The organism is Halobacillus sp. ABH2_015 (genome assembly GCF_056158945.1).
The window spans coordinates 2,392,824-2,414,631 of sequence record NZ_JBSWUG010000002.1 but is presented as its reverse complement, the minus strand read 5'-3'; the positions used below and the strand labels follow the sequence as shown (position 1 = coordinate 2,414,631).

The 21,808-nt window shown below is 47.2% G+C and carries 21 protein-coding genes; 20 read left to right on the top strand and 1 reads right to left on the bottom strand.

Annotated features, from left to right (window positions below; all coding sequences use genetic code 11):
• Nucleotides 1-42 precede the first annotated feature (42 nt).
• Nucleotides 43-435: an FxsA family protein gene (locus tag ACXAD6_RS12830; RefSeq protein WP_474969182.1), complete on the top strand. Its 393-nt coding sequence runs from the start codon at nucleotides 43-45 to the stop codon at nucleotides 433-435.
• 32 nt (nucleotides 436-467) lie between these two features.
• Here the strand turns inward: ACXAD6_RS12830 and ytvI are convergent, their stop codons facing one another.
• The gene (ytvI, locus tag ACXAD6_RS12825; protein WP_474969181.1) at nucleotides 468-1,637 is read right to left on the bottom strand and encodes a sporulation integral membrane protein YtvI; all 1,170 of its coding nucleotides are present in this window, start codon (nucleotides 1,635-1,637) and stop codon (nucleotides 468-470) included.
• A gap of 190 nt (nucleotides 1,638-1,827) precedes the next feature.
• Between ytvI and citZ the strand changes: the two genes are divergently transcribed.
• The 19 genes from citZ to ytxC all read left to right on the top strand — a co-directional run bounded on the left by citZ (nucleotide 1,828) and on the right by ytxC (nucleotide 21,646).
• Complete coding sequence (gene citZ / locus ACXAD6_RS12820; RefSeq protein ID WP_474969180.1) at nucleotides 1,828-2,946, top strand: citrate synthase; 1,119 nt, start codon at nucleotides 1,828-1,830, stop codon at nucleotides 2,944-2,946.
• A gap of 103 nt (nucleotides 2,947-3,049) precedes the next feature.
• On the top strand, nucleotides 3,050-4,324 hold the full coding sequence (icd, locus tag ACXAD6_RS12815) for an NADP-dependent isocitrate dehydrogenase (RefSeq protein ID WP_474969179.1): 1,275 nt from the start codon (nucleotides 3,050-3,052) through the stop codon (nucleotides 4,322-4,324).
• 23 nt (nucleotides 4,325-4,347) lie between these two features.
• Nucleotides 4,348-5,286, top strand: a complete 939-nt coding sequence (gene mdh, locus ACXAD6_RS12810; protein ID WP_474969178.1) for a malate dehydrogenase — start codon at nucleotides 4,348-4,350, stop codon at nucleotides 5,284-5,286.
• Nucleotides 5,287-5,367: 81 nt separating this feature from the next.
• Nucleotides 5,368-5,844 carry a MaoC family dehydratase gene (locus ACXAD6_RS12805; RefSeq protein WP_474969177.1) on the top strand — a complete coding sequence of 159 codons (477 nt, stop codon included), beginning with the start codon at nucleotides 5,368-5,370 and terminating at the stop codon, nucleotides 5,842-5,844.
• 214 nt (nucleotides 5,845-6,058) lie between these two features.
• The gene (locus ACXAD6_RS12800) at nucleotides 6,059-6,757 is read left to right on the top strand and encodes a response regulator transcription factor (protein ID WP_422875648.1); all 699 of its coding nucleotides are present in this window, start codon (nucleotides 6,059-6,061) and stop codon (nucleotides 6,755-6,757) included.
• A complete protein-coding gene (pnpS, locus tag ACXAD6_RS12795; RefSeq protein ID WP_474969176.1) occupies nucleotides 6,758-8,515 on the top strand; it encodes a two-component system histidine kinase PnpS in 1,758 nt (585 codons plus the stop codon).
• 190 nt (nucleotides 8,516-8,705) lie between these two features.
• Nucleotides 8,706-9,674, top strand: coding sequence for an FtsH protease activity modulator HflK (hflK, locus tag ACXAD6_RS12790; protein ID WP_474969175.1), 969 nt, complete (start codon nucleotides 8,706-8,708; stop codon nucleotides 9,672-9,674).
• Nucleotides 9,671-10,600: a protease modulator HflC gene (gene hflC, locus ACXAD6_RS12785; RefSeq protein ID WP_474969174.1), complete on the top strand. Its 930-nt coding sequence runs from the start codon at nucleotides 9,671-9,673 to the stop codon at nucleotides 10,598-10,600. The genes hflK and hflC overlap by 4 nt, the downstream gene beginning before the upstream one ends.
• Before the next feature lie 152 nt (nucleotides 10,601-10,752).
• Complete coding sequence (gene polA / locus ACXAD6_RS12780) at nucleotides 10,753-13,392, top strand: DNA polymerase I (RefSeq protein ID WP_474969173.1); 2,640 nt, start codon at nucleotides 10,753-10,755, stop codon at nucleotides 13,390-13,392.
• 16 nt (nucleotides 13,393-13,408) lie between these two features.
• Nucleotides 13,409-14,248, top strand: coding sequence for a DNA-formamidopyrimidine glycosylase (mutM, locus tag ACXAD6_RS12775; RefSeq protein ID WP_474969172.1), 840 nt, complete (start codon nucleotides 13,409-13,411; stop codon nucleotides 14,246-14,248).
• Between the two features lie 44 nt (nucleotides 14,249-14,292).
• Entirely contained in the window at nucleotides 14,293-14,889 is a 597-nt protein-coding gene (locus tag ACXAD6_RS12770) for a manganese efflux pump (protein WP_474969171.1), read from the top strand.
• Between the two features lie 12 nt (nucleotides 14,890-14,901).
• Complete coding sequence (coaE, locus tag ACXAD6_RS12765; RefSeq protein ID WP_474969170.1) at nucleotides 14,902-15,501, top strand: dephospho-CoA kinase; 600 nt, start codon at nucleotides 14,902-14,904, stop codon at nucleotides 15,499-15,501.
• A gap of 130 nt (nucleotides 15,502-15,631) precedes the next feature.
• Nucleotides 15,632-16,666: a glyceraldehyde-3-phosphate dehydrogenase gene (locus ACXAD6_RS12760; protein ID WP_027955173.1), complete on the top strand. Its 1,035-nt coding sequence runs from the start codon at nucleotides 15,632-15,634 to the stop codon at nucleotides 16,664-16,666.
• A gap of 229 nt (nucleotides 16,667-16,895) precedes the next feature.
• Complete coding sequence (speD, locus tag ACXAD6_RS12755; RefSeq protein ID WP_027955174.1) at nucleotides 16,896-17,273, top strand: adenosylmethionine decarboxylase; 378 nt, start codon at nucleotides 16,896-16,898, stop codon at nucleotides 17,271-17,273.
• Nucleotides 17,274-17,440: 167 nt separating this feature from the next.
• Nucleotides 17,441-17,815 carry a cytosolic protein gene (locus tag ACXAD6_RS12750; RefSeq protein WP_474969169.1) on the top strand — a complete coding sequence of 125 codons (375 nt, stop codon included), beginning with the start codon at nucleotides 17,441-17,443 and terminating at the stop codon, nucleotides 17,813-17,815.
• 39 nt (nucleotides 17,816-17,854) lie between these two features.
• Nucleotides 17,855-18,319 (top strand): transcriptional regulator NrdR, encoded by a 465-nt coding sequence (gene nrdR, locus ACXAD6_RS12745; RefSeq protein ID WP_027955176.1) that lies wholly within the window; start codon nucleotides 17,855-17,857, stop codon nucleotides 18,317-18,319.
• A gap of 58 nt (nucleotides 18,320-18,377) precedes the next feature.
• Entirely contained in the window at nucleotides 18,378-19,730 is a 1,353-nt protein-coding gene (locus ACXAD6_RS12740) for a replication initiation and membrane attachment family protein (protein ID WP_474969168.1), read from the top strand.
• 17 nt (nucleotides 19,731-19,747) lie between these two features.
• Nucleotides 19,748-20,680 (top strand): primosomal protein DnaI, encoded by a 933-nt coding sequence (gene dnaI, locus ACXAD6_RS12735; RefSeq protein WP_474969167.1) that lies wholly within the window; start codon nucleotides 19,748-19,750, stop codon nucleotides 20,678-20,680.
• A gap of 156 nt (nucleotides 20,681-20,836) precedes the next feature.
• Entirely contained in the window at nucleotides 20,837-21,646 is an 810-nt protein-coding gene (gene ytxC / locus ACXAD6_RS12730; RefSeq protein ID WP_474969166.1) for a sporulation protein YtxC, read from the top strand.
• Nucleotides 21,647-21,808 lie beyond the last annotated feature (162 nt).

Sequence of the window (21,808 nt, the reverse complement as noted above, 5' to 3'; positions counted from 1 at the left end):
TAAAAAGGTATAATGGAGGAAAGGAAAAGAAGGGAAGATGCTATGTTTCGCTGGTTATTCATCCTCATATTGATCATACCCGCATTGGAAATCGGTCTGCTGATCGGGGCCGGAAATGTCATCGGTCCATGGTGGGTCATCCTTCTGATCATCAGTACGGGGGCCCTGGGAGCCTGGCTTGCCAAGAAACAAGGGATGGAAACGATCCAGAATGTCCAGCTCTCTATGCAGCAGGGGCGTATGCCTCAGGATGCTTTATTGGACGGGGCTTGTATCCTTGTAGGAGGAGCTGTCCTGTTAACGCCTGGGTTCATTACAGACGCCGCAGGATTCATCCTTCTCCTGCCCATGACGAGAACGCCGTTAAAAGGACTTGTGAAACGGGCGATTCAGAAAGCAATGGATAAAGGAACCGTGACCATTTACAGAAAATAAAAAGACTCCATTTCCGTTCTGGAAATGGAGCTTTATTTTGCTGTAATAAAATGAAAGAGTTCTTTAAAAGCTCCAGTCCTCTTTAATGTCTGAATGACCATCAGCAAAAGCGGACTGAGCATGATTCCATAGACGCCGAGAAGTTGAAAGCCCGCCGCAAAGGTAAGCAGCAGGACAATGGGGGGGACACCGAATTGATCGGCCATCAGCTTGGGCTCCAGAAGCTGCCTTGTCGTAACGACGACAGCATATAGAACAGCAAGCCCAATCGTCATTGGGAAATCTCCAGAAAAAAACTGGAACAGCATCCATGGAATGAAAATCACCCCTGTCCCTACATAAGGAATGAAGTCGACCAGACAGGCGGCAGCCGTTACCGTGAGAGCGTGGGGAGCATCAAGCAGATAGAGTCCGCTGCCTATAATGAGGGTGCTGATGCTTACAAGCATACATTGAGCTCTGATCAGTCCTTTGAATGTCTTTCCGATTTCAACACGCACCTGTTCGGCACGGTCCAGGACAACAGCTGGAATAATCCTCCGGAAAGGCCGGTGAATCGCTTCCCAATCCTTACTGAAGAAAAAAGTACCGATCATAACGATACCTGTGTAAGCTAAAGAAGTCGGAATCATCCCTGCGATATACCGGATACCTTCGAACACCCCGCTTAACAAATCCATACTTACCCGTCCCGCCTGACTCTGCACCGCCTGCAGGTATTCATCAATGGAAGAGGTCACGATTCCGGAGTGCTCCAGAGAGGACTGCAGTCTTAACGTCAACGGTTCCGCCCATTCTCTTCCTTGATTCATTATAAACACTGATAAAGCAGCTGCCTGAGCAGGGAGGTCTGTGGAATAGTGCTGAAATCCCTTGATCAGCTCAGCTACCACAAGGGCGAAGATGCTGAGTGCAAGCAGGGTGAACATCCCGAGAACAAGTAGAATAGAAAGGAAACGGGGCAGATGAAGCCTGCGGGATATCAGAAGGATGAAAGGACGAAGAAGTGCTGCAAAAAGGTAGGCACTCAGAAAAGGATGTAAATAATTCCATAGGAACAGGAAAAGCATAGCTGCTGCCGTTAAGCCTCCAAGAAGCAGAACGGACCTTAAAATGATGGAAATAAGGTGGTTGGTCAACTCCGGCACCCTCTTTTTTCGATGTGGATTGTAAGACTTCTGCCCTGTTTGCACCCTGTTCACTAAGGGAATAAAAGGAAAAAGGTTCGATAAATTCCATCAAAATTAAACGGTTTCAATTCACATTCTCTTCAGAATACTTTATAATTGTTTGTGGGGTCATTTTCCTATTAAGGAATTCTGTTAAATGTAAAGCGTTTTCTTGTCAAACGGACAAGCATTCGTTTGGAACTTTTCGAAAGGGAGAGATTGTATGTCATCATCAACTAAAGGTCTTGAAGGGATTACAGCAACGGAATCATCCATCAGTTCCATCATAGACGATAAGCTTACGTATGTTGGGTACGATATCGATGATTTAGCTGATAACTCAAGCTTTGAAGAAGTGATCTACCTTCTTTGGAACTTAAAGCTTCCTAATTCACAGGAATTGAAAGAGTTCAAAGAAGATTTAATTTCCAATATGGATATTCCAAAAGAGGTCATTGATCATCTTAAATCCTATGATTTAACGACTGTTCATCCAATGGCTGCCCTGCGTACAGCCGTTTCAATGCTCGGTCTGTACGATTCTGAATCCGATGTGATGGAAGAGGAAGCGAACAACCGTAAGGCGCTTCGTCTGCAGGCGAAAATTCCTACTGTGGTCACGGCTTTTGCCCGGATCCGTAAAGGGAAGGAGCCTGTCTCACCTAAAAAAGAACTCAGCTTTGCAGCGAATTTCCTTTACATGCTGAATGGAAAAGACCCGGAAGATCTTGAAGTTGAAGCCTTCAACAAAGCGCTTGTCCTGCACGCAGACCATGAATTGAACGCATCTACATTCACAGCCCGTGTTTGTGTTGCCACTTTATCCGATGTATATTCCGGTGTAACAGCGGCTATCGGGGCACTGAAAGGACCGCTTCATGGTGGTGCCAATGAGCGTGTGATGAAGATGCTTACGGAAATTGATAGTGTGGAAGATGCCGTACCGGCCATTGAGAAGAAACTTGAAAACAAAGAGAAAATCATGGGGATGGGCCACCGTGTCTATCGTTCCGGTGATCCACGCGCCAAGCATTTGAAAGAGATGTCCCGTGAGCTCACAAAGCTGACCGGCCACTCCAAATACTATGAAATGTCTATTAAGATTGAAGATTATATCAAGGAAAACAAAGGACTGCCGGCAAACGTGGACTTCTATTCTGCTTCTGTCTATCACAGTCTTGGAATCGATCACGATTTGTTCACGCCGATATTCGCCGTCAGCCGTGTGTCTGGATGGCTTGCTCATATCCTTGAACAATATTCCAACAACCGCCTGATCCGTCCTCGTGCGGAGTATGCAGGGCCTAAAGGCCAGACGTACACGCCGATTGAAGACCGTTAATAACCGGCAGTGAAGTTGTACCGGCTTTTTATTCATCCTATTTTAACGTATGATAGAATAGGATGAATCATCCATGATTACAGAAAATTTAGGAGGGTTTATTTTGACACAAGCACAAAAAATCGCAGTAGAACAAAACGGAACATTAAACGTACCTGATCGTCCGGTGATCCCATATATTGAAGGTGATGGTATCGGTCCTGACATCTGGGCAGCAGCCAGCCGCGTCATTGAAGCAGCTGTAGATAAAGCCTATAATGGTCAGAAATCGATTGAGTGGAAAGAAGTCCTTGCTGGTCAGAAAGCTTATGATCAGACAGGGGAATGGCTTCCGGAAGCTACACTGGATACGATCCGCGATTATAAGATTGCAATCAAAGGACCTCTGACGACTCCAATCGGTGGTGGAATCCGTTCCTTGAACGTAGCGCTGCGTCAGGAATTGGATCTATTCACATGTCTTCGTCCGGTCCGCTACTTCAAAGGCGTCCCTTCTCCGGTAAAACGTCCTGAAGATACGGATATGGCAATCTTCCGTGAGAATACTGAAGATATTTATGCAGGTATTGAGTGGCAGAAGGGCACTCCGGAAGTCAAAAAAGTCATCGATTTTCTGCAGAACGAAATGGGTGTACATAACGTTCGTTTCCCTGAAACTTCCGGTATCGGTATCAAACCAGTATCTGAAGAGGGTACGAAACGTCTGGTCCGTGCGGCGATTGATTATGCGATCAACGAAGGACGCAGGAACGTAACGCTTGTCCACAAAGGAAACATCATGAAGTTCACAGAAGGTGCCTTCAAGACATGGGGTTACGAAGTAGCGGAAGAAGAGTATGCAGGCAAAGTCTTTACATGGGCTGAATATGACCGCATCGTTGAGAAAGAAGGCAAGGATGCAGCCAACAAAGCTCAGGATGAGGCGGAAGCGGAAGGCAAAATCATCGTCAAAGATGCGATAGCTGACATTTTCCTTCAACAGATCCTGACACGTCCGAAAGAATTCGACGTCGTTGCTACGATGAACTTGAACGGAGATTATATTTCTGATGCTCTTGCTGCTCAAGTCGGCGGGATCGGAATTGCTCCTGGAGCAAATATTAACTTCGAAACCGGCCATGCTATTTTTGAAGCGACTCACGGTACCGCTCCTAAATATGCCGGGCTTGATAAAGTGAATCCATCATCTGTCATCCTGTCCGGTGTCCTTATGCTTGAACACCTTGGCTGGAGAGAAGCGGCTGATCTTATTGCTCAATCCATGGATAAAACCATTGGAAGCAAGGTCGTTACTTACGACTTCGCCCGTATGATGGAAGGGGCAACAGAAGTGAAATGTTCAGAGTTTGGTGACGAACTGATTAAGAACATGGACTAATGGCAAGTGGAAGGAGAGGAACGATGAGTATTCAAAGAAGGAAAATCTCTGTCATCGGTGCCGGATTTACTGGTGCAACGACGGCATTAATGCTTGCTCAGAAGGAACTTGGGGATGTCGTCCTTGTAGATGTTCCGGATATGGAAGATCCGACGAAAGGGAAGGCACTGGATATGCTGGAAGCCAGCCCTGTCCAGGGGTTTGACGCGAAAATCCAGGGAACTTCGGACTATGCGGATACGGAAGGTTCCGACCTGGTGATCATTACCGCCGGTATTGCCCGGAAACCCGGGATGAGCCGTGATGATCTTGTCAGCACCAACTCCAAGATAATGAAGAGCGTAACGAAAGAGATTGTGAAAAACTCCCCGGACTGTTTCATCGTTGTATTGACGAACCCTGTCGATGCAATGACCTATTCCGTCTTCCAGGAAGCCGGTCTTCCTAAAAACCGGGTCATAGGTCAGTCCGGTGTTTTGGATACAGCCAGGTTCCGTACGTTCGTGGCAGAGGAATTGAACATTTCCGTGAAGGACGTCACAGGCTTTGTGCTCGGCGGCCACGGGGACGATATGGTACCAATGCTTCGTTATTCCTTTGCGGGAGGTATTCCGCTTGAACGCCTGATTTCAAAAGAGCGTCTCGAGGCGATTGTCGAACGCACGAGAAAAGGGGGAGGAGAAATTGTAGCTCTGCTTGGAAACGGCAGCGCCTATTACGCTCCTGCCGCTTCTCTTGTTCAAATGGCCGAGGCGATCTTGAAGGATCAGCGTCGTATTATCCCAGCCATCGCCTACCTGGAAGGTGAGTACGGGTATGACGGTATTTACCTCGGTGTGCCTACCATCCTTGGTGGTAACGGTATTGAGGAAGTCATTGAGCTCGAATTGACAGAGGAAGAAAAACAACAGCTGGATCAATCAGCTGACTCTGTTAAAAATGTCCTCCATGTATTAAAATAAAGAAGAGAAGGGGTTCGGGGATATCTCGGACCCCTTTTTTACACCAAATAAGCAAACGCTTTCAAAAAAGGAGTGGCTGCCATGATTGGGAAGAAAAGAAAACTCGGCAGAAAAATACAGGCTTTGAAAGTAGGCGATACTTTTACAACCACATCGAGAGTAGAAGACCGGGATCTGCTTATCTACCTTGGGCTGACCGATGATGCAAATCCGCTTTATATTCAACATGATTATGCATCCCAGACCCCCTTCAAACAGCCGATCGTACCCAGCGTTATGCTGTGTGGTATGGCATCATCCATCGTGTCCATGCATCTTCCGGGACCGGGGAGTCATATCATACATCAGCAGTTAAGTTATCCCCACCCTCTTTACCACTATGCAGAAGTCCGGTTTCATGCTGAAATAACGGATATTAATCATCAGGAACATTACGTCGTTGTGGATATGCACGGATATGACGAGGAAGGAAAAGAAGTCATCAAGGGACAACTGACGGTTATTCCGCCATATGAGCCGGCCTCTATGAATGCCGTTTCTCTCGAAAACTTTTATTGAGTCATTCTCTCGTCTTATGGACAAGCTCTCTCAAACAGGCCTGCGGGGTTTTATCCCGCAGGCCTGTTTCTTTAATGGGTGTAGAAATAGAGTCTTCACGTATGAAGACAGGAATTGGGACTATATTAAAATTAAGTAAAAATCATAAAGATCCGTATTCAAAATGTAAACTTCATTGTATGATGAGATTAACTTTGCAGTTGAGGTGATGGGATTGGAACAACAAAGAATACTAATTGTCGATGATGAAGAATCCATCGTGACATTGTTGAAATACAATATAGACCAGGCAGGATTTGAAACGGAAGTAGCCTATTCCGGAACGGATGCGCTTGAAAAAGCATCAAAATCCACGTTCGACCTCATCGTTCTGGACGTTATGCTTCCAGGGATGGATGGCATGGAAGTGTGTAAACAGCTCCGTCAGATGCAGGTGTCCACGCCGATTTTGATGTTAACAGCCAAGGATGATGAATTCGATAAGGTGCTCGGCCTGGAGCTTGGGGCGGACGACTACCTGACGAAACCTTTCAGTCCAAGAGAAGTTGTCGCTCGGATTAAAGCGATCTTAAGAAGGATGGTACGCGAACCGGCCGGTCCGGAAATGAAAATGATTCAAGTGGCCGATTTGGTGATTTATCCGGAGCAGTATGAGGCATCCATTAAAGACAAGCCTCTGACATTCACACCAAAGGAGTTTGAACTGCTTCTCTATTTAGGGCAGAACCTCGGACGTGTCTTATCCAGGGACCAGCTGCTGAGCGCGGTCTGGAATTATGATTTTGCTGGAGATACCCGTATTGTTGATGTCCACGTCAGTCATCTGCGGGAGAAAATTGAACCGGACACGAAAAAACCGGTGTATATCAAGACGATCCGCGGCCTGGGCTATAAGATGGAGGAGCCGAAATAAATGGCTTCCTCCAATACAAGACCACTCATGACATACTCCGTACTCGTCGTCATCGTCATGCTTGGTCTTGGTGTCATTCTTGCCCAGCTGACGCGCGGGTATTTCATAAACATTTTTGAAGAGCGGGTGGAGCTTGAAAGCCGGTATTTCGTCACCTACCTGGAGAGATTCACGGATGAAGAGGATGTCAGTCAGGATGAACTTTTAGAATTCAGTGATCAGCTGAATACCGGAATGGTCTTCATTTCAGATGACGGTGATACATTGCTGGATACTGTGGAGGCTGTTCCCATTATCAGTAATAGTGAAAAACAGCATATCCTGACTAGAGTGAAGGCCGAACAGATTGAAGATAATGAAGGGTACTTGATCGACAATATCTTTTATTATTCAGTTGATAACCAGGTCAACGATGTCGACGGGACGCTCATTCTCCTCTCGCCGGTCAATTCTTTGACCAACATTACAAAGAACATCTGGCTGTTGATCGGATGTACACTGTTAATCGGACTGGTGATAATCTTCGTTCTTGGCTACAATGTCTTTTCAAAATACATCCGTCCGATCCGTTCGGCAGCTGATGTAGCGAATAAACTGGCAGAAGGGAATTATAAGGCGCGCACGTATGAAGGGCACTTCGGTGAAGCTGGCCAGCTTAGTCAGTCAATTAATATCCTTGCGCGCAACCTTCAGGAAATGACCAGTACGAAGGGGATGCAGGAGAACCAGCTGGAAGCAGTTATTAACAATATGGGTAACGGTCTGATGCTGATCGATGAAAAAGGGTACATCCTTTTGACCAACCGTGCCTTTATGGAGACTTTCGGCGGGGAGCAGAAGGATTACATCGGATATCTTTACCACGATGCCATTCCATATACGACCATTCATGAGACGGTTAAAAAGATTTATATGTTTGAAGAAACCATCAGTGAAACATTTGTGCTCCCGGTCAATATCGATCGGAAACACCTTGAGGTCACAGGAGCCCCTATTTTCAGTGAAGGCCGGAAATGGAAAGGCGTTGTGCTGGTCTTTCATGATATTTCAGAATTGAAGCATTTGGAGCAGATGAGAAAGGACTTTGTGGCTAACGTCTCCCATGAGCTGAAAACACCGATCACCTCCATCCGCGGGTTTTCAGAAACGCTTCTGGACGGCGCAATGAAGGATGAGCAGATGCTGGAGCAGTTTCTTCAGATTATATTGAAGGAAAGCGGTCGTCTTCAATCTCTTATTCAGGATCTCCTGGAGCTGTCCAAGCTGGAGAGGGAAGATTTTCTTCTCAATATTGAGAAAGTCGATGTCCAGCGTCTTCTACACGATCTTTTACCCATTGTCGGGCAGCATGCTGAGCAAAAAGGCGTGCACCTTCAGGCATTTGTGGAAGGGGAAACCATTATCCGCGGAGATTCCAGTCGTTTAAAACAGGTGTTTATGAACTTACTGGCCAATGCGATTAACTATAGTCGTGATGATGGAGGGGTTTCATTAACATTTAGAGAAAAAGAAGAAACGGTGATGATTTCCGTGTCTGACAATGGTGTAGGTATTCCGGAAGACGAGGTTCCGAGGATTTTCGAACGCTTTTATCGTGTGGATAAGGCAAGAAGCCGGAATTCTGGTGGTACAGGGCTCGGTTTGGCCATCGTCAAGCATATCGTAGAAGCCCATCACGGAAACATCCACGTGGAGAGTGTAGTAGATCAAGGGACGACCTTCCATGTTGAAATTCCGAAGAAGTTTACGGAAAATTAATATTTCATTAAATTGGCATTAACAATGTTTCGATAAAATATCTTTGAAACCCTTTCATCCAAGGTGTTTTCTCTTATTGGCAGAAGCTTCCCTCGCTTCTGTCTTTTTTTATGTCAAAAAACGAGGTTTTGAAACCTTTTTGTTACAGTTTCGTAAATATTAGTAATCTACATATAAAGGGGAAATCGAGATGAGTCTGAAACAGATATATAAGTGGGCCGGCTTAATTGCCGGGGCGGCGGTCCTGCTTGTCGTATTCATGACCACATGGTACACCGTTGATGAGTCCGAGCAGGCGGTCGTGCTTACGTTCGGAGAAGCGGAGGATGGCATTACAGAGCCCGGTCTTCATTTTAAGATGCCGTGGCCTGTGCAGGAAGTAGAGAAAATGTCCAAGGAAACATTCAGCCTTGATTTTGGTTTTGATGAAGAGGGAGAAGAGGCTGATAAAGTGACGATGATTACAGGAGACGACATGATCGTGCAGGCGGACCTTGTCGTTCAATGGAAAATCACAGATCCGTCCGGTTACTTATTTGCATCGGAGAACCCTGAGCAGGTGCTGTTTAACGCCACCTCATCCACACTGAGAGGGGTCATAGGCAGCAGTGAAATTGACGAGGCGCTAACATCAGGAAAGGCTGAAATCGAAAACGAAGTAAGAGAAGACCTTGTCCGTCTGATTGAAGGCTATGAGATTGGGATATCCATCATAGACGTCCGTCTGCAGGAGGTGGACCTGCCCAACGAAGACGTCCGCAGTGCCTTTACAAAGGTGACGGATGCGCGTGAACAAAAACAAAGCAAAGTGAACGAAGCTGAAAAGTATGCCAACCAGATGCGGGAGGAAGCCAAAGGTGAAAAAGATGCCATTATACAAAGAGCAGAAGGGGACAAGGTGGACAGGGTCCGCACAGCGGAAGGAGCGGTGTCCAAATTTGATGCACTGCTAAGTGAATATCAAGGTAACGAAAGTGTAACAAGAGAGCGTCTTGTCATGGAAACGCTCGAGGAAGTCCTGCCTGAAGCAGATGTGTATGTGATGAACGATGATGGAGATACGATGAAGTACCTTCCTCTTCAGCAGCAGAATCAGCCTGCCGCACCTGCACAGGAAGATGGCGAGGAAACAGAACAAGAAGAGGAGGAGCAATCATGACCGACGATCGAATTCAGGATATCAATGAAAAGCAGCAGAAGGATTTTCGGAAATTCATCAAAGGCGGCCTTGCTTTAGTAGCTGCTGCCGGCTTGATATTGATCGCCCTCAGTTCTGTGGTGATTGTCAAAGAAGGGGAATATAAGGTAGTAAGGCAGTTCGGTGATGTCATTAAAATCCACGAAAGTCCCGGCTTGAAATTCAAGATACCGATGATTCAGGAGGTATCCACGCTTTCTCAAAAGAAAATGGTGTATGACGTGGATGAGAAGGAAATCACCACGCTTGATAAAAAAAGGATGATCATTGATAACTATGCTGTCTGGAGTATCTCTGACCCTGAGAAAATGATTTCCAATGCGAGAACAATGATGAGTGCGGAAGCGCGGATGGGAGAATTCATCTTTTCGATCGTCCGGGCGGAACTTGGGAAAATGAATTTTTCTGAAATCATCAATGAGGAAGAAAGTTCACGGGGAACATTGAACGAAGAAATTGCCAAGCGGGTGAATGAATACCTGGATCGTGATAATTACGGTATAGTCGTGGATGACGTCCGTATTAAGCGTTCGGATCTTCCTCAGGCGAACGAGGAGGCCGTGTTCAATCAGATGATCACGGACAGGGAGAAAATTGCCCAGACGTATTTGTCGGAAGGGGAAGCGGAAAAAAGCCGGATCCGGGCTTCTGTGGATAGAGAAGTCAAAGAGATGCTGTCTACAGCCAGGGCCGATGCGGAAAAGATCCGGGCGGAAGGTGAACAGGAGGCTGCGCAGATTTATAACAATTCCTTCTCTGAGGATCCTGAATTTTATCAATTGTACCGGACGCTGGAGTCATACAAGAAAACCATTGACGGTGAAACAACGATTATTCTGCCTCAGGGATCACCATACGCCGACCTGCTTCTCGGCTACTACGAATAACGGCGGGGTGCGCCTTTTCCTTCTCTCCATGAATCATGGTAGAATGAAGGAAAAGGCGTTTTCTTTAAGGGAACACTGGAATAATTACGCTGGAAAATGCAGACGCTCCTCTTTACAGGAGAGAAAGGCATTTCCAGTTAAGGAGTGAGTTTATGGCTGAGAAAGTTGTATTGATTGATGGAAACAGTATTGCTTACCGGGCCTTTTTTGCCCTGCCGCTGCTGAATAATGATAAAGGTGTATACACGAACGCCGTCTATGGTTTTACGACAATGCTGCTTAAAATACTGGAGGAAGACCAGCCCGATCATCTTCTTGTCGCATTTGATGCCGGGAAAACGACTTTTCGTCATGAAACGTACCAGGAATACAAAGGTGGAAGGCAGAAAACACCATCTGAGCTGTCCGAACAGTTTCCTGTACTTAAGGAACTGCTCGATGCGTTTGGAGTAAAATATTATCAGCTTCCGAACTTTGAGGCAGATGATATTATCGGTACGCTGGCGACCCAGGCTGGAGAGAAAGGTCATGAGGTGAAGGTCATCTCCGGAGACAAGGATCTTCTACAGCTGGTTAATGATCAGATCACGGTCAGCCTTACGAAGAAAGGGATTACGAACGTCGATACATATACCCCTTCTTTCCTGATGGAAAAAATGGAGGTGCGGGCAGATCAGATTATCGACTTGAAAGCCCTTATGGGAGATAACTCCGATAACATCCCGGGTGTTCCCGGTGTTGGAGAGAAAACGGCCGTTAAGCTGCTGAAGCAGTTTGATACGTTGGAAAACCTGTATGAGAACCTGGACGAGGTCAGTGGTAAAAAGCTGAAAGAAAAGCTGGAGACAAACCGCGGCAATGCTTTCATGAGTCAGCAGCTCGTAACCATCGAGAGAAATGCCCCGATTGAAGTCAGCGTCGATACGATTGGCTTTGAAGGATATCAAACGCAGCAGGTGAGCGGTTTCTTCAAAGAACTCGGCTTCCAGTCACTCCTTCCGAGGATCCAGGAAGGGGGAGAAGGAGAGTCTGTCGCAGAGGCGCTGCCGGAGATCGATGTTGAGGTTGTAGAAGAGGTTACTTCTGATTTATTCACTGGTGCAGAAGCCCTTGTCGTGGAAATGCTTTATGAAAATTATCATACCGCTCCAGTTGAAGGGATTGCCATCGTCAATGACGATTCCAAAGTCGTCGTTTCCATGGAAAATGCGGTGAAATCAGAAGCATTCGTCTCCTGGGCGGAGGATGCGTCCAAGGAAAAATGGGTCTTCGATGCAAAACAGACCGCTGTAGCTCTCATGAGACATGACGTGGACATCAAAGGGATCAGCTTTGATCTGCTTCTTGCTTCCTACCTGCTGAACCCTTCTGAAAATAATCATGATATTCCCGCCATCGCCCATCGAATGGGGGAGACCGCGGTCCAATATGATGAAGAGGTCTACGGAAAAGGAGCGAAAATGAAGCGACCGGACGACGATCAGGTCGTCTACGAGCATATTGCAAGGAAGGCTGCCACCCTGTATAAGCTGAAAGGGAATATGGAGGAACAGCTGAAGGCTAATGAACAGTTTGAGCTTCTCGTTGAGCTGGAAATGCCTCTGGCTGTTATTCTCGGACGTATGGAGCACCGGGGCGTCTCAGTGGATGTCGGCCGTCTGCAGGAAATGGGGGCAGAGCTTGAAGAGCGTTTGAATAAAGTAGAACAGGAAGTCTATGAGCTGGCGGGCGAAGAGTTCAATTTGAATTCTCCAAAACAGCTTGGACCGATTTTGTTCGAAAAACTCGGCCTTCCTGTCATTAAGAAAACGAAAACAGGCTATTCCACCTCCGCAGATGTATTGGAACAGCTGGAGGATCAACACGAAATCATTTCTAAAATTCTGTTGAACCGTCAGTTGTCCAAGTTGAAATCCACCTATATCGAAGGACTGCTGAAGGTCGTTCATGAAGATACCGGTAAGATCCACACCCGTTTCAATCAGGCGCTTACCCAGACAGGACGGTTGAGTTCCACGGATCCGAACCTGCAGAACATTCCGATCCGGCTTGAGGAAGGACGGAAAATCCGCCAGGCGTTCATTCCGTCCAGAGAAGGCTGGGTCATGTTTGCCAGTGACTATTCCCAGATTGAACTGCGTGTGCTGGCTCACATTGCAGGGGATGAGAAGCTGATTGAAGCATTCCGGGCGGATAAGGACATTCACACGCAGACCGCCTCGGAAGTCTTCGGCGTGCCGGCTCCGGACGTTACGGGTGACATGCGCAGACAGGCGAAAGCCGTCAACTTCGGCATTGTCTATGGAATCAGCGATTATGGTTTGTCTCAGAGTCTCGGTATTCCGAGAAAAGAAGCGCAGGCGTTCATTGATAAATATTTGGAAAGTTATCCGGGAGTCAAAACCTACATGGAGGAGTCTGTCCGTGAAGCGAAGGAAACGGGCTATGTGCGGACGTTCATGAACCGCCGGCGTTATCTTCCGGATATTACAAGCCGGAATTTCAATAAGCGCAGCTTTGCTGAACGGACGGCAATGAATACCCCGATCCAGGGAAGTGCGGCCGATGTCATTAAAAAAGCCATGATCGATCTGGAAGAAAAGCTCCAGGAAGAAAAGATGGAAGCAAGAGTTCTCCTGCAGGTGCACGATGAACTCATCATTGAAGCGCCGGAAGCCGAAGTTAAAAAGCTGGAAACGCTCGTCGCAGACGTTATGGAGAACACCGTAGAGCTTGATGTACCATTGAAAGTGGATTCCTCTTATGGAAATACATGGTACGATGCGAAATAAGTAAGGAGAATGAAAGATGCCGGAATTACCAGAAGTGGAAACTGTAAGAAAAACTTTAAAGCATTTAACCGTAGGAAAAGAAATAAAGGATGTCTCCATTTTCTGGGGGAACATCATTAAACAGCCGAAGGATCCCAATGCCTTCGGTGACCTGCTTAGAGGACAGTCCATCATCGATATCGATCGTAAGGGGAAGTTTCTCATTTTCCACCTTGATGACATTGCCCTCGTTTCCCATCTGCGGATGGAGGGGAAATTCGGCGTTTATGATGGAACACTTGAGAAACCGAAGCATACCCATGTGATTTTCCATTTTACAGATGGAACAGAGCTCCGCTACAACGATGTCCGGAAGTTCGGGACGATGCATGCGTTTAAAAAGGGCGAGGAAGCCTTGAATAAACCACTGGTCCAGCTCGGTCCCGATCCTTTTGACGAAGCTTTCACCCTCGATTATTTTCATCAGAGGCTGCTGAAAACGAGCCGCAACATGAAGGCGGTGCTCCTTGATCAGTCCATTGTTGCCGGTCTTGGCAATATCTATGTAGACGAAGCGCTGTTCCGAGCCGGCCTTCACCCGGAGAGAATTGCCAATACATTGACGAGAGAAGAGGCCGAAAGCATCCGGGAAGCGAGCATCACTGTCATTCTGGAGGCGATTGAGCAGGGAGGCACGACGATCCGCTCCTACTTAAACAGCCAGGGTGAAATCGGAATGTTCCAACAGCAGCTCCGTGTGTATGGAAAGCAGGATATGGAGTGCCTGAACTGTGGGACACCGATTGTTAAAACGAAAGTCGCCGGCAGGGGCACGCACGTCTGTCCAGTCTGCCAGCCGCTTCACGTATCTGAATAAACAGCCATATACTATCCCACTTCCATGTTAAAGGAGTGGGCGGTATGGGCATCGGGATGTTCATTTTTTTATTTGTGACAGCCGTGAGTGTCGACAGCTTCGGGATTGGCTGTGTGCTCGGGTTGAAAAAAGTAAAACTCGCATTCTGGGGCATTGTGGTGATTGCCTCTGTTTCAGGTATGGTTTTTCTTCTTTCCTCCTACTTTGGTCAGCTGCTCGTTCATGTTGTCAAACCGGAGATGGCGGAAAAGGCTGGAGCGGTGGCCTTAATTGCCATCGGCATTTATTTTTTAAGACAGTTTTTTAAAAAACATACTGAGGATCAGCAGGACCCCTGGCTGAACCCTGCAAAAGTTTTGAATGATCCGGTGACCGCTGATGTGGATAGGTCCGGAGGGATTCAAGGAAAAGAAGTGTGGCTGCTTGGAACCGCCCTCTCCCTTGATACTATAGGGGCGGGCATCAGCGGAGCGCTGATCGGTCTTCCCGTTCTATTGACGGGTGGGCTTATCGCTTCATCCACGTTTCTCATGCTTGGAACTGGGATGATGGCCGGTGCAAAACTGACGAACAGGGTGGAAAGCATCTCCATTCTCCCGGGGGTTCTATTAATAATCATCGGCTTGATCAAGCTATCGTAAAGGAAGGGTTTTATGACACTGGTCATTGGTTTAACCGGTAGTATCGCAAGTGGAAAAAGTACCGTATCCCGCATGTTCGATGAGTGGGAGATTCCTGTCATCGATGCGGATCAAATATCAAGGGATGTCGTCCGCCCCGGTGAGCCCGCCTACGAGGACATCGTACGGGTTTTTGGGAAAGACGTCCTTTTTGAGGATGGAACACTGGACCGGAAAAAGCTCGGGAAGGTGATCTTCAGCAGTGAAGAACGAAGGAAAGAACTGAACGGCATCGTTCACCCTCGTGTCCGGGAAGAAATGATCCGGCGGCGGGAATCTTATAAAACAAAAGAAGCCGATGCTGTCGTCCTGGATATTCCCCTTCTATATGAGAGTGGACTGACGGATTATGTAGAAAAGGTGCTTGTCGTTGCGGTCGATGAGGAAACGCAGCTCCAAAGGCTGATGGAACGGGATGCCTCATCGAGGGAAGATGCGCAGGAGCGGATCGCTTCGCAGATTCCTGTCACCCGCAAAGCGGAAATGGCGGATGCGGTGATCGATAATAATGGAACAAAAGAGGAAAGCTTTCTCCAATTAAGAGACATACTTCACCGGTGGGACCTCGTATAATAACACGTCTGAGAAAGACGTGTTATTTTTGTGTAAAATTATTGAACCCACTTCAAAAGCGCTTACAATATGTTATACTATTCCTAGAAATGATCCAAAAAGTATATCATATATAGGGGGCTGGAACATCATGGGGAAAACAAAGATCGCCATTAATGGCTTGGGAAGAATCGGACGTATGGTATTCAGACAGGCGGCAGTAGATGATACCGTGGAGCTTGTGGCTGTCAATGCCAGCTATCCTGCTGAAACGATCGCTCACATGGTGAAATATGACAGTGTTCATGGACGATTCGACGGAGAAGTACGTACGATTCCTGAAGGGTTAATGGTAAATGGGAAGAAAATCAAGCTCTGTTCTACGAGAAACCCGGCTGAGCTCCCTTGGAAAGAGCTTGGTGTGGACATCGTAATCGAAGCTACCGGGAAGTTCCGTACGAAGGATGAGGCTGCTCTCCATCTGGATGCAGGCGCAAAAAAAGTCATCATTACAGCTCCGGGTAAGGAAGTCGATGCGACCATTGTGATGGGGGTCAATGAGGATTCCTATTCCCCTGAAACGCATGATGTTATTTCCAATGCTTCCTGCACGACCAACTGTCTGGCGCCGGTAGTCAAAGTGCTGGAAGATGAATTCGGTATTGAAAACGGCTTGATGACGACGGTTCATTCATTTACCAATGATCAGAAGAACCTGGATAACCCTCACAAGGATCTGCGGAGAGCCCGAGGGTGTACACAGTCGATCATACCGACCTCCACAGGGGCAGCCAAAGCCCTGGGAGATGTCATTCCAAGTATGAAGGGAAAGTTGAATGGAATGGCTTTACGTGTACCGACACCGAACGTCTCTTTAGTGGACTTAGTCGTCGATCTAAAGAAAGCGGTTACGAAGGAAGAGTTGAATGAAGCGTTCGCATCTGCCTCACAGAGGGACATGAAAGGCATTCTGGAGTACAGCGATGAACCTCTGGTATCCATCGATTACACGACCTCTCCGTCTTCCGCCATCATTGATGGGCTGTCCACACAGGTGATGGAAGGCTCAAAAGTGAAAGTGCTTGCCTGGTATGATAATGAGTGGGGCTACTCCTGCCGCGTTGTTGATCTGGCGAAATATGTGGGAAAATTATTGAAACAGGAAAGGACGGCGAGAGTGTCTTAAAAGACGCCTCTGATTCCAGGTGAAGACTCTTCACGGCCCTTTTCAGGCTTCTTAAATATATCTTGCAAAAACGGGATAAACCCTTTATACTTTCTTTTGAACTTCTGAATTTCAAAAATCTTCATGTCTACTCAAAGGGTTAGGACCTCTCAGGACTAACTTTCCCCCGTGGTAGTACATGGCCGCAATTTCAGAGGGGAAGAAGTTAATGTACAAAGGGGGATCCGTTATGGATACAATGGGAAGACACGTAATTGCTGAATTATGGGATTGTAATGAATCAAAATTGAACGATATGTCGTATATAGAACAGGTTTTTGTTGATGCTGCACTGAAAGCCGGTGCAGAAGTGAGAGAGGTGGCTTTTCACAAGTTTGCCCCTCACGGTGTTAGTGGAGTTGTTATCATTTCAGAGTCACATCTGACGATACACAGCTTCCCGGAGCACGGATATGCAAGCATTGACGTGTATACGTGTGGAGACCGGATCGATCCGAATGTAGCTGCGCACTACATTGTGGAAGCTTTGGAAGCCGGCCGGAATGAAACGGTTGAAGTACCAAGAGGAATGGGTCCTGTAGAAGTCAAGGAAGCCCGTGCTCTGTAAACGCACAAAACGAGAAAGTCATGCAGAAGGTTCTGCATGGCTTTTTTTTCTGCTTACCTATTGGATCAGGCTGTCTGCCCTCTCCTTCTGTAAAACCGTTTCTAATTTTTTAAAGTCATGTTAAAATAAATTAAGATTATGTCGAATGGACTGAAGGAGTCAGATTAGTGAAAGCATTTATTTCCAGGTATCTCAGCACTCATTCCGAAACCAGTGAACAGCATAAGGACACGGCCCTTATCACACACTATTACAAAGCCAAGCATGATGAGGTTTTCCGCGCCGTGGAAGAAATGTTCCCTTCACCATCTGAGATCAAAGCCGTCTCCAGGGAGCGCGGAGAACTGACGATCACTTATAGAGGAAAGCGGCGGGCGTTTGTTGTCGCAACAATTATTATGGTCCGTCCGTTCCGCACGGCCGTGGACTTTTCGGTCACCACTGATTCAGGAGGCCCTGTGGATTTCGGCTACAGCCGTAATCTGATCGTGCAGTTCTATGAACAGCTGGACCGGCAGTTTACAGCTGTGGATCCCGGATGATCAGATGATGAAACGAAGACGATGTGGAGTTGATCAAAGGTGAAGTGTCCAAACTGTCACTACAAAAGCACGAAAGTGCTCGATTCAAGACCAATAGAGGAAGGTCAGACAATCAGAAGACGGAGAGAGTGTGAACAGTGCGGCTTTCGTTTTACAACGTTTGAGCGGATTGAAGAGGTCCCTCTGATTGTCGTGAAAAAAGAGGGAACGCGGGAGGAATTCAGCAGGGAAAAGTTGATGCGTGGGTTGATCAGAGCCTGTGAAAAGCGTCCGGTTGAAGTGGAAAAGCTTGAAGCCGTTACGCTTGATATTGAAAAGGAACTGAGGAACCGCGGCGTTTCAGAAGTGCTGAGTGAGGATATCGGTGAAATGGTCATGGGCCGTCTCTCCGAAGTTGATGAAGTGGCCTACGTCCGGTTTGCGTCCGTTTACCGGCAGTTTAAGGATATAAACGTATTTATTGACGAATTGAAGGAATTAATTAAAGATGATCATGACGAATGAGCCTGAGCCGGCTCATTTTCTTTTTCATAGATTTGGATGAACGAAGGAGGTGTAGACGATGAATCATTCCATTGGCAGACTGCTGCCTGTAGACGGTTTTAAAATCAGGAACGGCGGAGAAATGCCTCGAAATTTTCATCGTTCGTTATCCCATCTATACCAACCGATTGTTGGACGTCTGGCTGTATCTCTCTACCATATACTGCTTTCTGAAGCGGATCTTGCGGATCAGGATACGGTTCAGACCCACCATTCATTGATGGCTTACCTTTCCGCTCCTCTGGATAAAATTTATGAAGCCAGGGGGAGGCTGGAGGCTCTTGGATTGCTGAGAACGTTTCGGTCGAACGAAGAGAGCGATCAGACCGTCTATATATATGCGGTCCATCCCCCTTTTACGCCGGAGGAATTTTTCCAGGATGACATGCTCGCGCTTCTCCTGACCCATGAGTTGGGTCAGGAGAAGTATGAACAGGTAAAAAGCCGATTTGTTAAGCCTGAGCCTTCGGTGGAAGGATATGAAGAAATCACGGCTTCTTTCGACGAAGTGTTTCATCATAAAATGATAGAGTCTGTGCAGAGGGAAACCGAAGTGATTGCGGAGCAGAAGCGTTTTCAGGAATACCGCGGTCCACGAACCTCGGAAAGCCGCGTCGATTTCACCTGGCTCCGCCAAGCCCTTCAGAAGAGAATGTATCCAAGTGAACGGATTTTGACGGGGCGGAATAAGAAACTGATCATTCAGCTGGCGACGTTGTATGATTTGTCCAACGTGGAATTGGAAAAAGCGGTGACATGGGCTATAGATGAAAATCACTGCTTGGTCGAGGAAGAGTTTAAGGCTGCCTGTCACGATTTTATGAAAGAAGAAAAAAATGTACAGCCCGCCTCTGTCGATGATCGTGAGAAATGGGCCTCCATGGAAAAAGAGACGACAGGATCCAAGGAAGACCAGTTTGTTGAAATGCTCGAGCAGATTTCTCCGAGGGAGCTCCTTGAGGATTTGTCCAATGGCAACCGTGCCTCGGAACAGGATTTGAAGCTGATCCGGGATGTTATGACCGAACAAGGCATCACAGCTGGGGTTATGAACGTGCTTGTCCATTATGTGATGTTGAAAACGGATATGAAACTGTCGAAATCCTACATGGAAAAAATCGCCAGTCATTGGGCGCGTAAAAACGTGACCACTGTGCGCCAGGCCATGAATCTGGCCAAGGCAGAACATCAGAAATATCAGCAGTGGGGCCGTCAGAAAACACAGAAGCGGACTTCCCAAAAAGACGAAGTTATTCCTGTCTGGTTTAATAAACAGGAAGAGAAGCAGCCTGCCGCCGCGTCTGCTGAGCCTCAGGTCGATAAAGAAGATATCGCAGCCAGAATCGCGAGGCTGACCAATAGAGGAAACTAGAGTAAGGGGTGAATGGAATGGAGCCCATTCAGCAATCGTTGAAAAAATGGATGAAAGATAACAAGCAGTTTCAGCAGCGCTACAATCAAATGAAAGCGGAAGTCCTGGGCTCTGCTGAAGTCCAGCGTCTGATGCATGAAAATGAAGGCCTGGATGAAAAAGCGGTGGAGAAGCATTTGATCAAGCTTTATGAATACCAGACCCAATCGAAAAACTGCGAAAAATGTCCGTCGAGGGAGGGGTGTATCAACATCCTGCCCGGATACGTTCCATCGTTGGAGGTGGAGGGAACCGACATCAAACTGATTTATGATAAATGCAGACGCCAGCGTTCACAGGAACAGCAGTCGTATCAGAAATCATTGGTAAGCAGCCTGCATATGCCGAGAGAAATCCTGGAAGCATCGCTGGAACGAATGGATCTGGAAGACCCCGACCGCGGAGGGGCGGTAGCGCAAACCGTCCAGTACATTGAAACGCTCGGGGATGAGCTTCCTGCAAAAGGCCTGTATTTCCATGGACCGTTCGGTGTAGGGAAAACGTATTTCCTCGGGGCCATTGCCAATGCTCTCAGTGACAAGCAGATCCCATCGATGATCATTTATATGCCTGAATTTGTAAGGGAAATGAAATCATCCATCAAAGATGATTCCCTCAATGATAAAATTACCGCCTTTAAGGAAACGCCGGTGTTAATGCTGGACGATATCGGAGCAGAATCCCAGTCGGCCTGGTTCAGGGATGAGATATTAGGCAGTATCCTGCACTATCGGATGATGGAGCGTCTGCCCGTCTTTTTTACGTCCAACTATACGCTGAACGAACTTGAAAAAGTGTTGATGACAAGCAGCCGCGGCGATGTGGAACAAGTGAAAGCCAAGCGGATTACCGAACGGATCAAACAGCTGAGTGAAACGGTTTATGTCGGCGGTCAGAACAGACGTTCATAAATCTTTGCGAACAGGAAGGTCAGTGACATGATTTACCTATCCCTCTCATAAATATAACAAAGAAAAGACGAGCCGGTCTTGATGATATTTTCTATGCTTCCGGGAAGCATTGATGATAGACATAGGATGGAAAGTCGGGATGAGGGGGGAATTCTGGTGTTTGACTTATCTTTTTCCAAGCGTCTGGAAGCCGAAACGTTTTATAATGCCATCGTTTCCGAGCAGAAGCTGTGGGTTTATGAGGAGAACGGGAAACATTTTTCTGTCACATTGATGCATGCTTCCTCAAGGGAGTCGGCCTATGTGGATGTCGTGCGTGCGCTGCATCATGTTGTCAGGAAAAGGAAAATTCCTGCCTGGATGGAAGGGGTCCTCCGGTTCTCCTATCATTTCGAGGATGCCGATGAAATTCAGCGCATTCTTGAGATTGAGCAGGACTTTGACTCCCATCCTCCTGCGGGTCTGCGGCTTCCGCCTATTCACCACTACATCAAGTCCTATATACAGGAGTACGTGCATGTAAGGGATACCGTCCTGTTTGATGACTTGAGTGCCGGCTGTCTGGCACATGTCCACAGGTGCCTGACGGATTACACAGGCAAGGTCATTGATGAGTATAAGCAGGAGGAATCGTATCAGCTGCTGGTCGATTCGTGGCGTCACCGTGTTCATCATCAGGATACGGGGGTGCAGCTTCTTCATATTCTCGATGACCGTGGACTGACTTACTTCCATGATGAAGGCAATCCGCTGAGTGATTCGGAGACGCGTCTCTACCAAAAGCAGTACCCGGATGAAGCCGTGTCTGATCTTCCTCTTGAATGGCCGGTCACGCCGGCGCTCGTCCATGCTCCAGAGGAAATCATTATTTACTCCGATCAGGCGGAGAATTCCAATTTGGAACTGCTGATGAATATCTTTGAGGAAAAGGCTGTCTGGAAGCCCAAATCGCAATTTCCTTTTTAAAGCCCTTGATTTCCTTTTCGCAAATGGATATAATACGTACATATTAAATCAATGGCTTTGATAAGGATACGAACGGAAAGTGGCGTATGATCAGAGAGGGGAGTCATCGGCTGGAAGCTCCTTCTTAACGGCTTATCGTTTACCACCTTGGAGCCCTGTCTG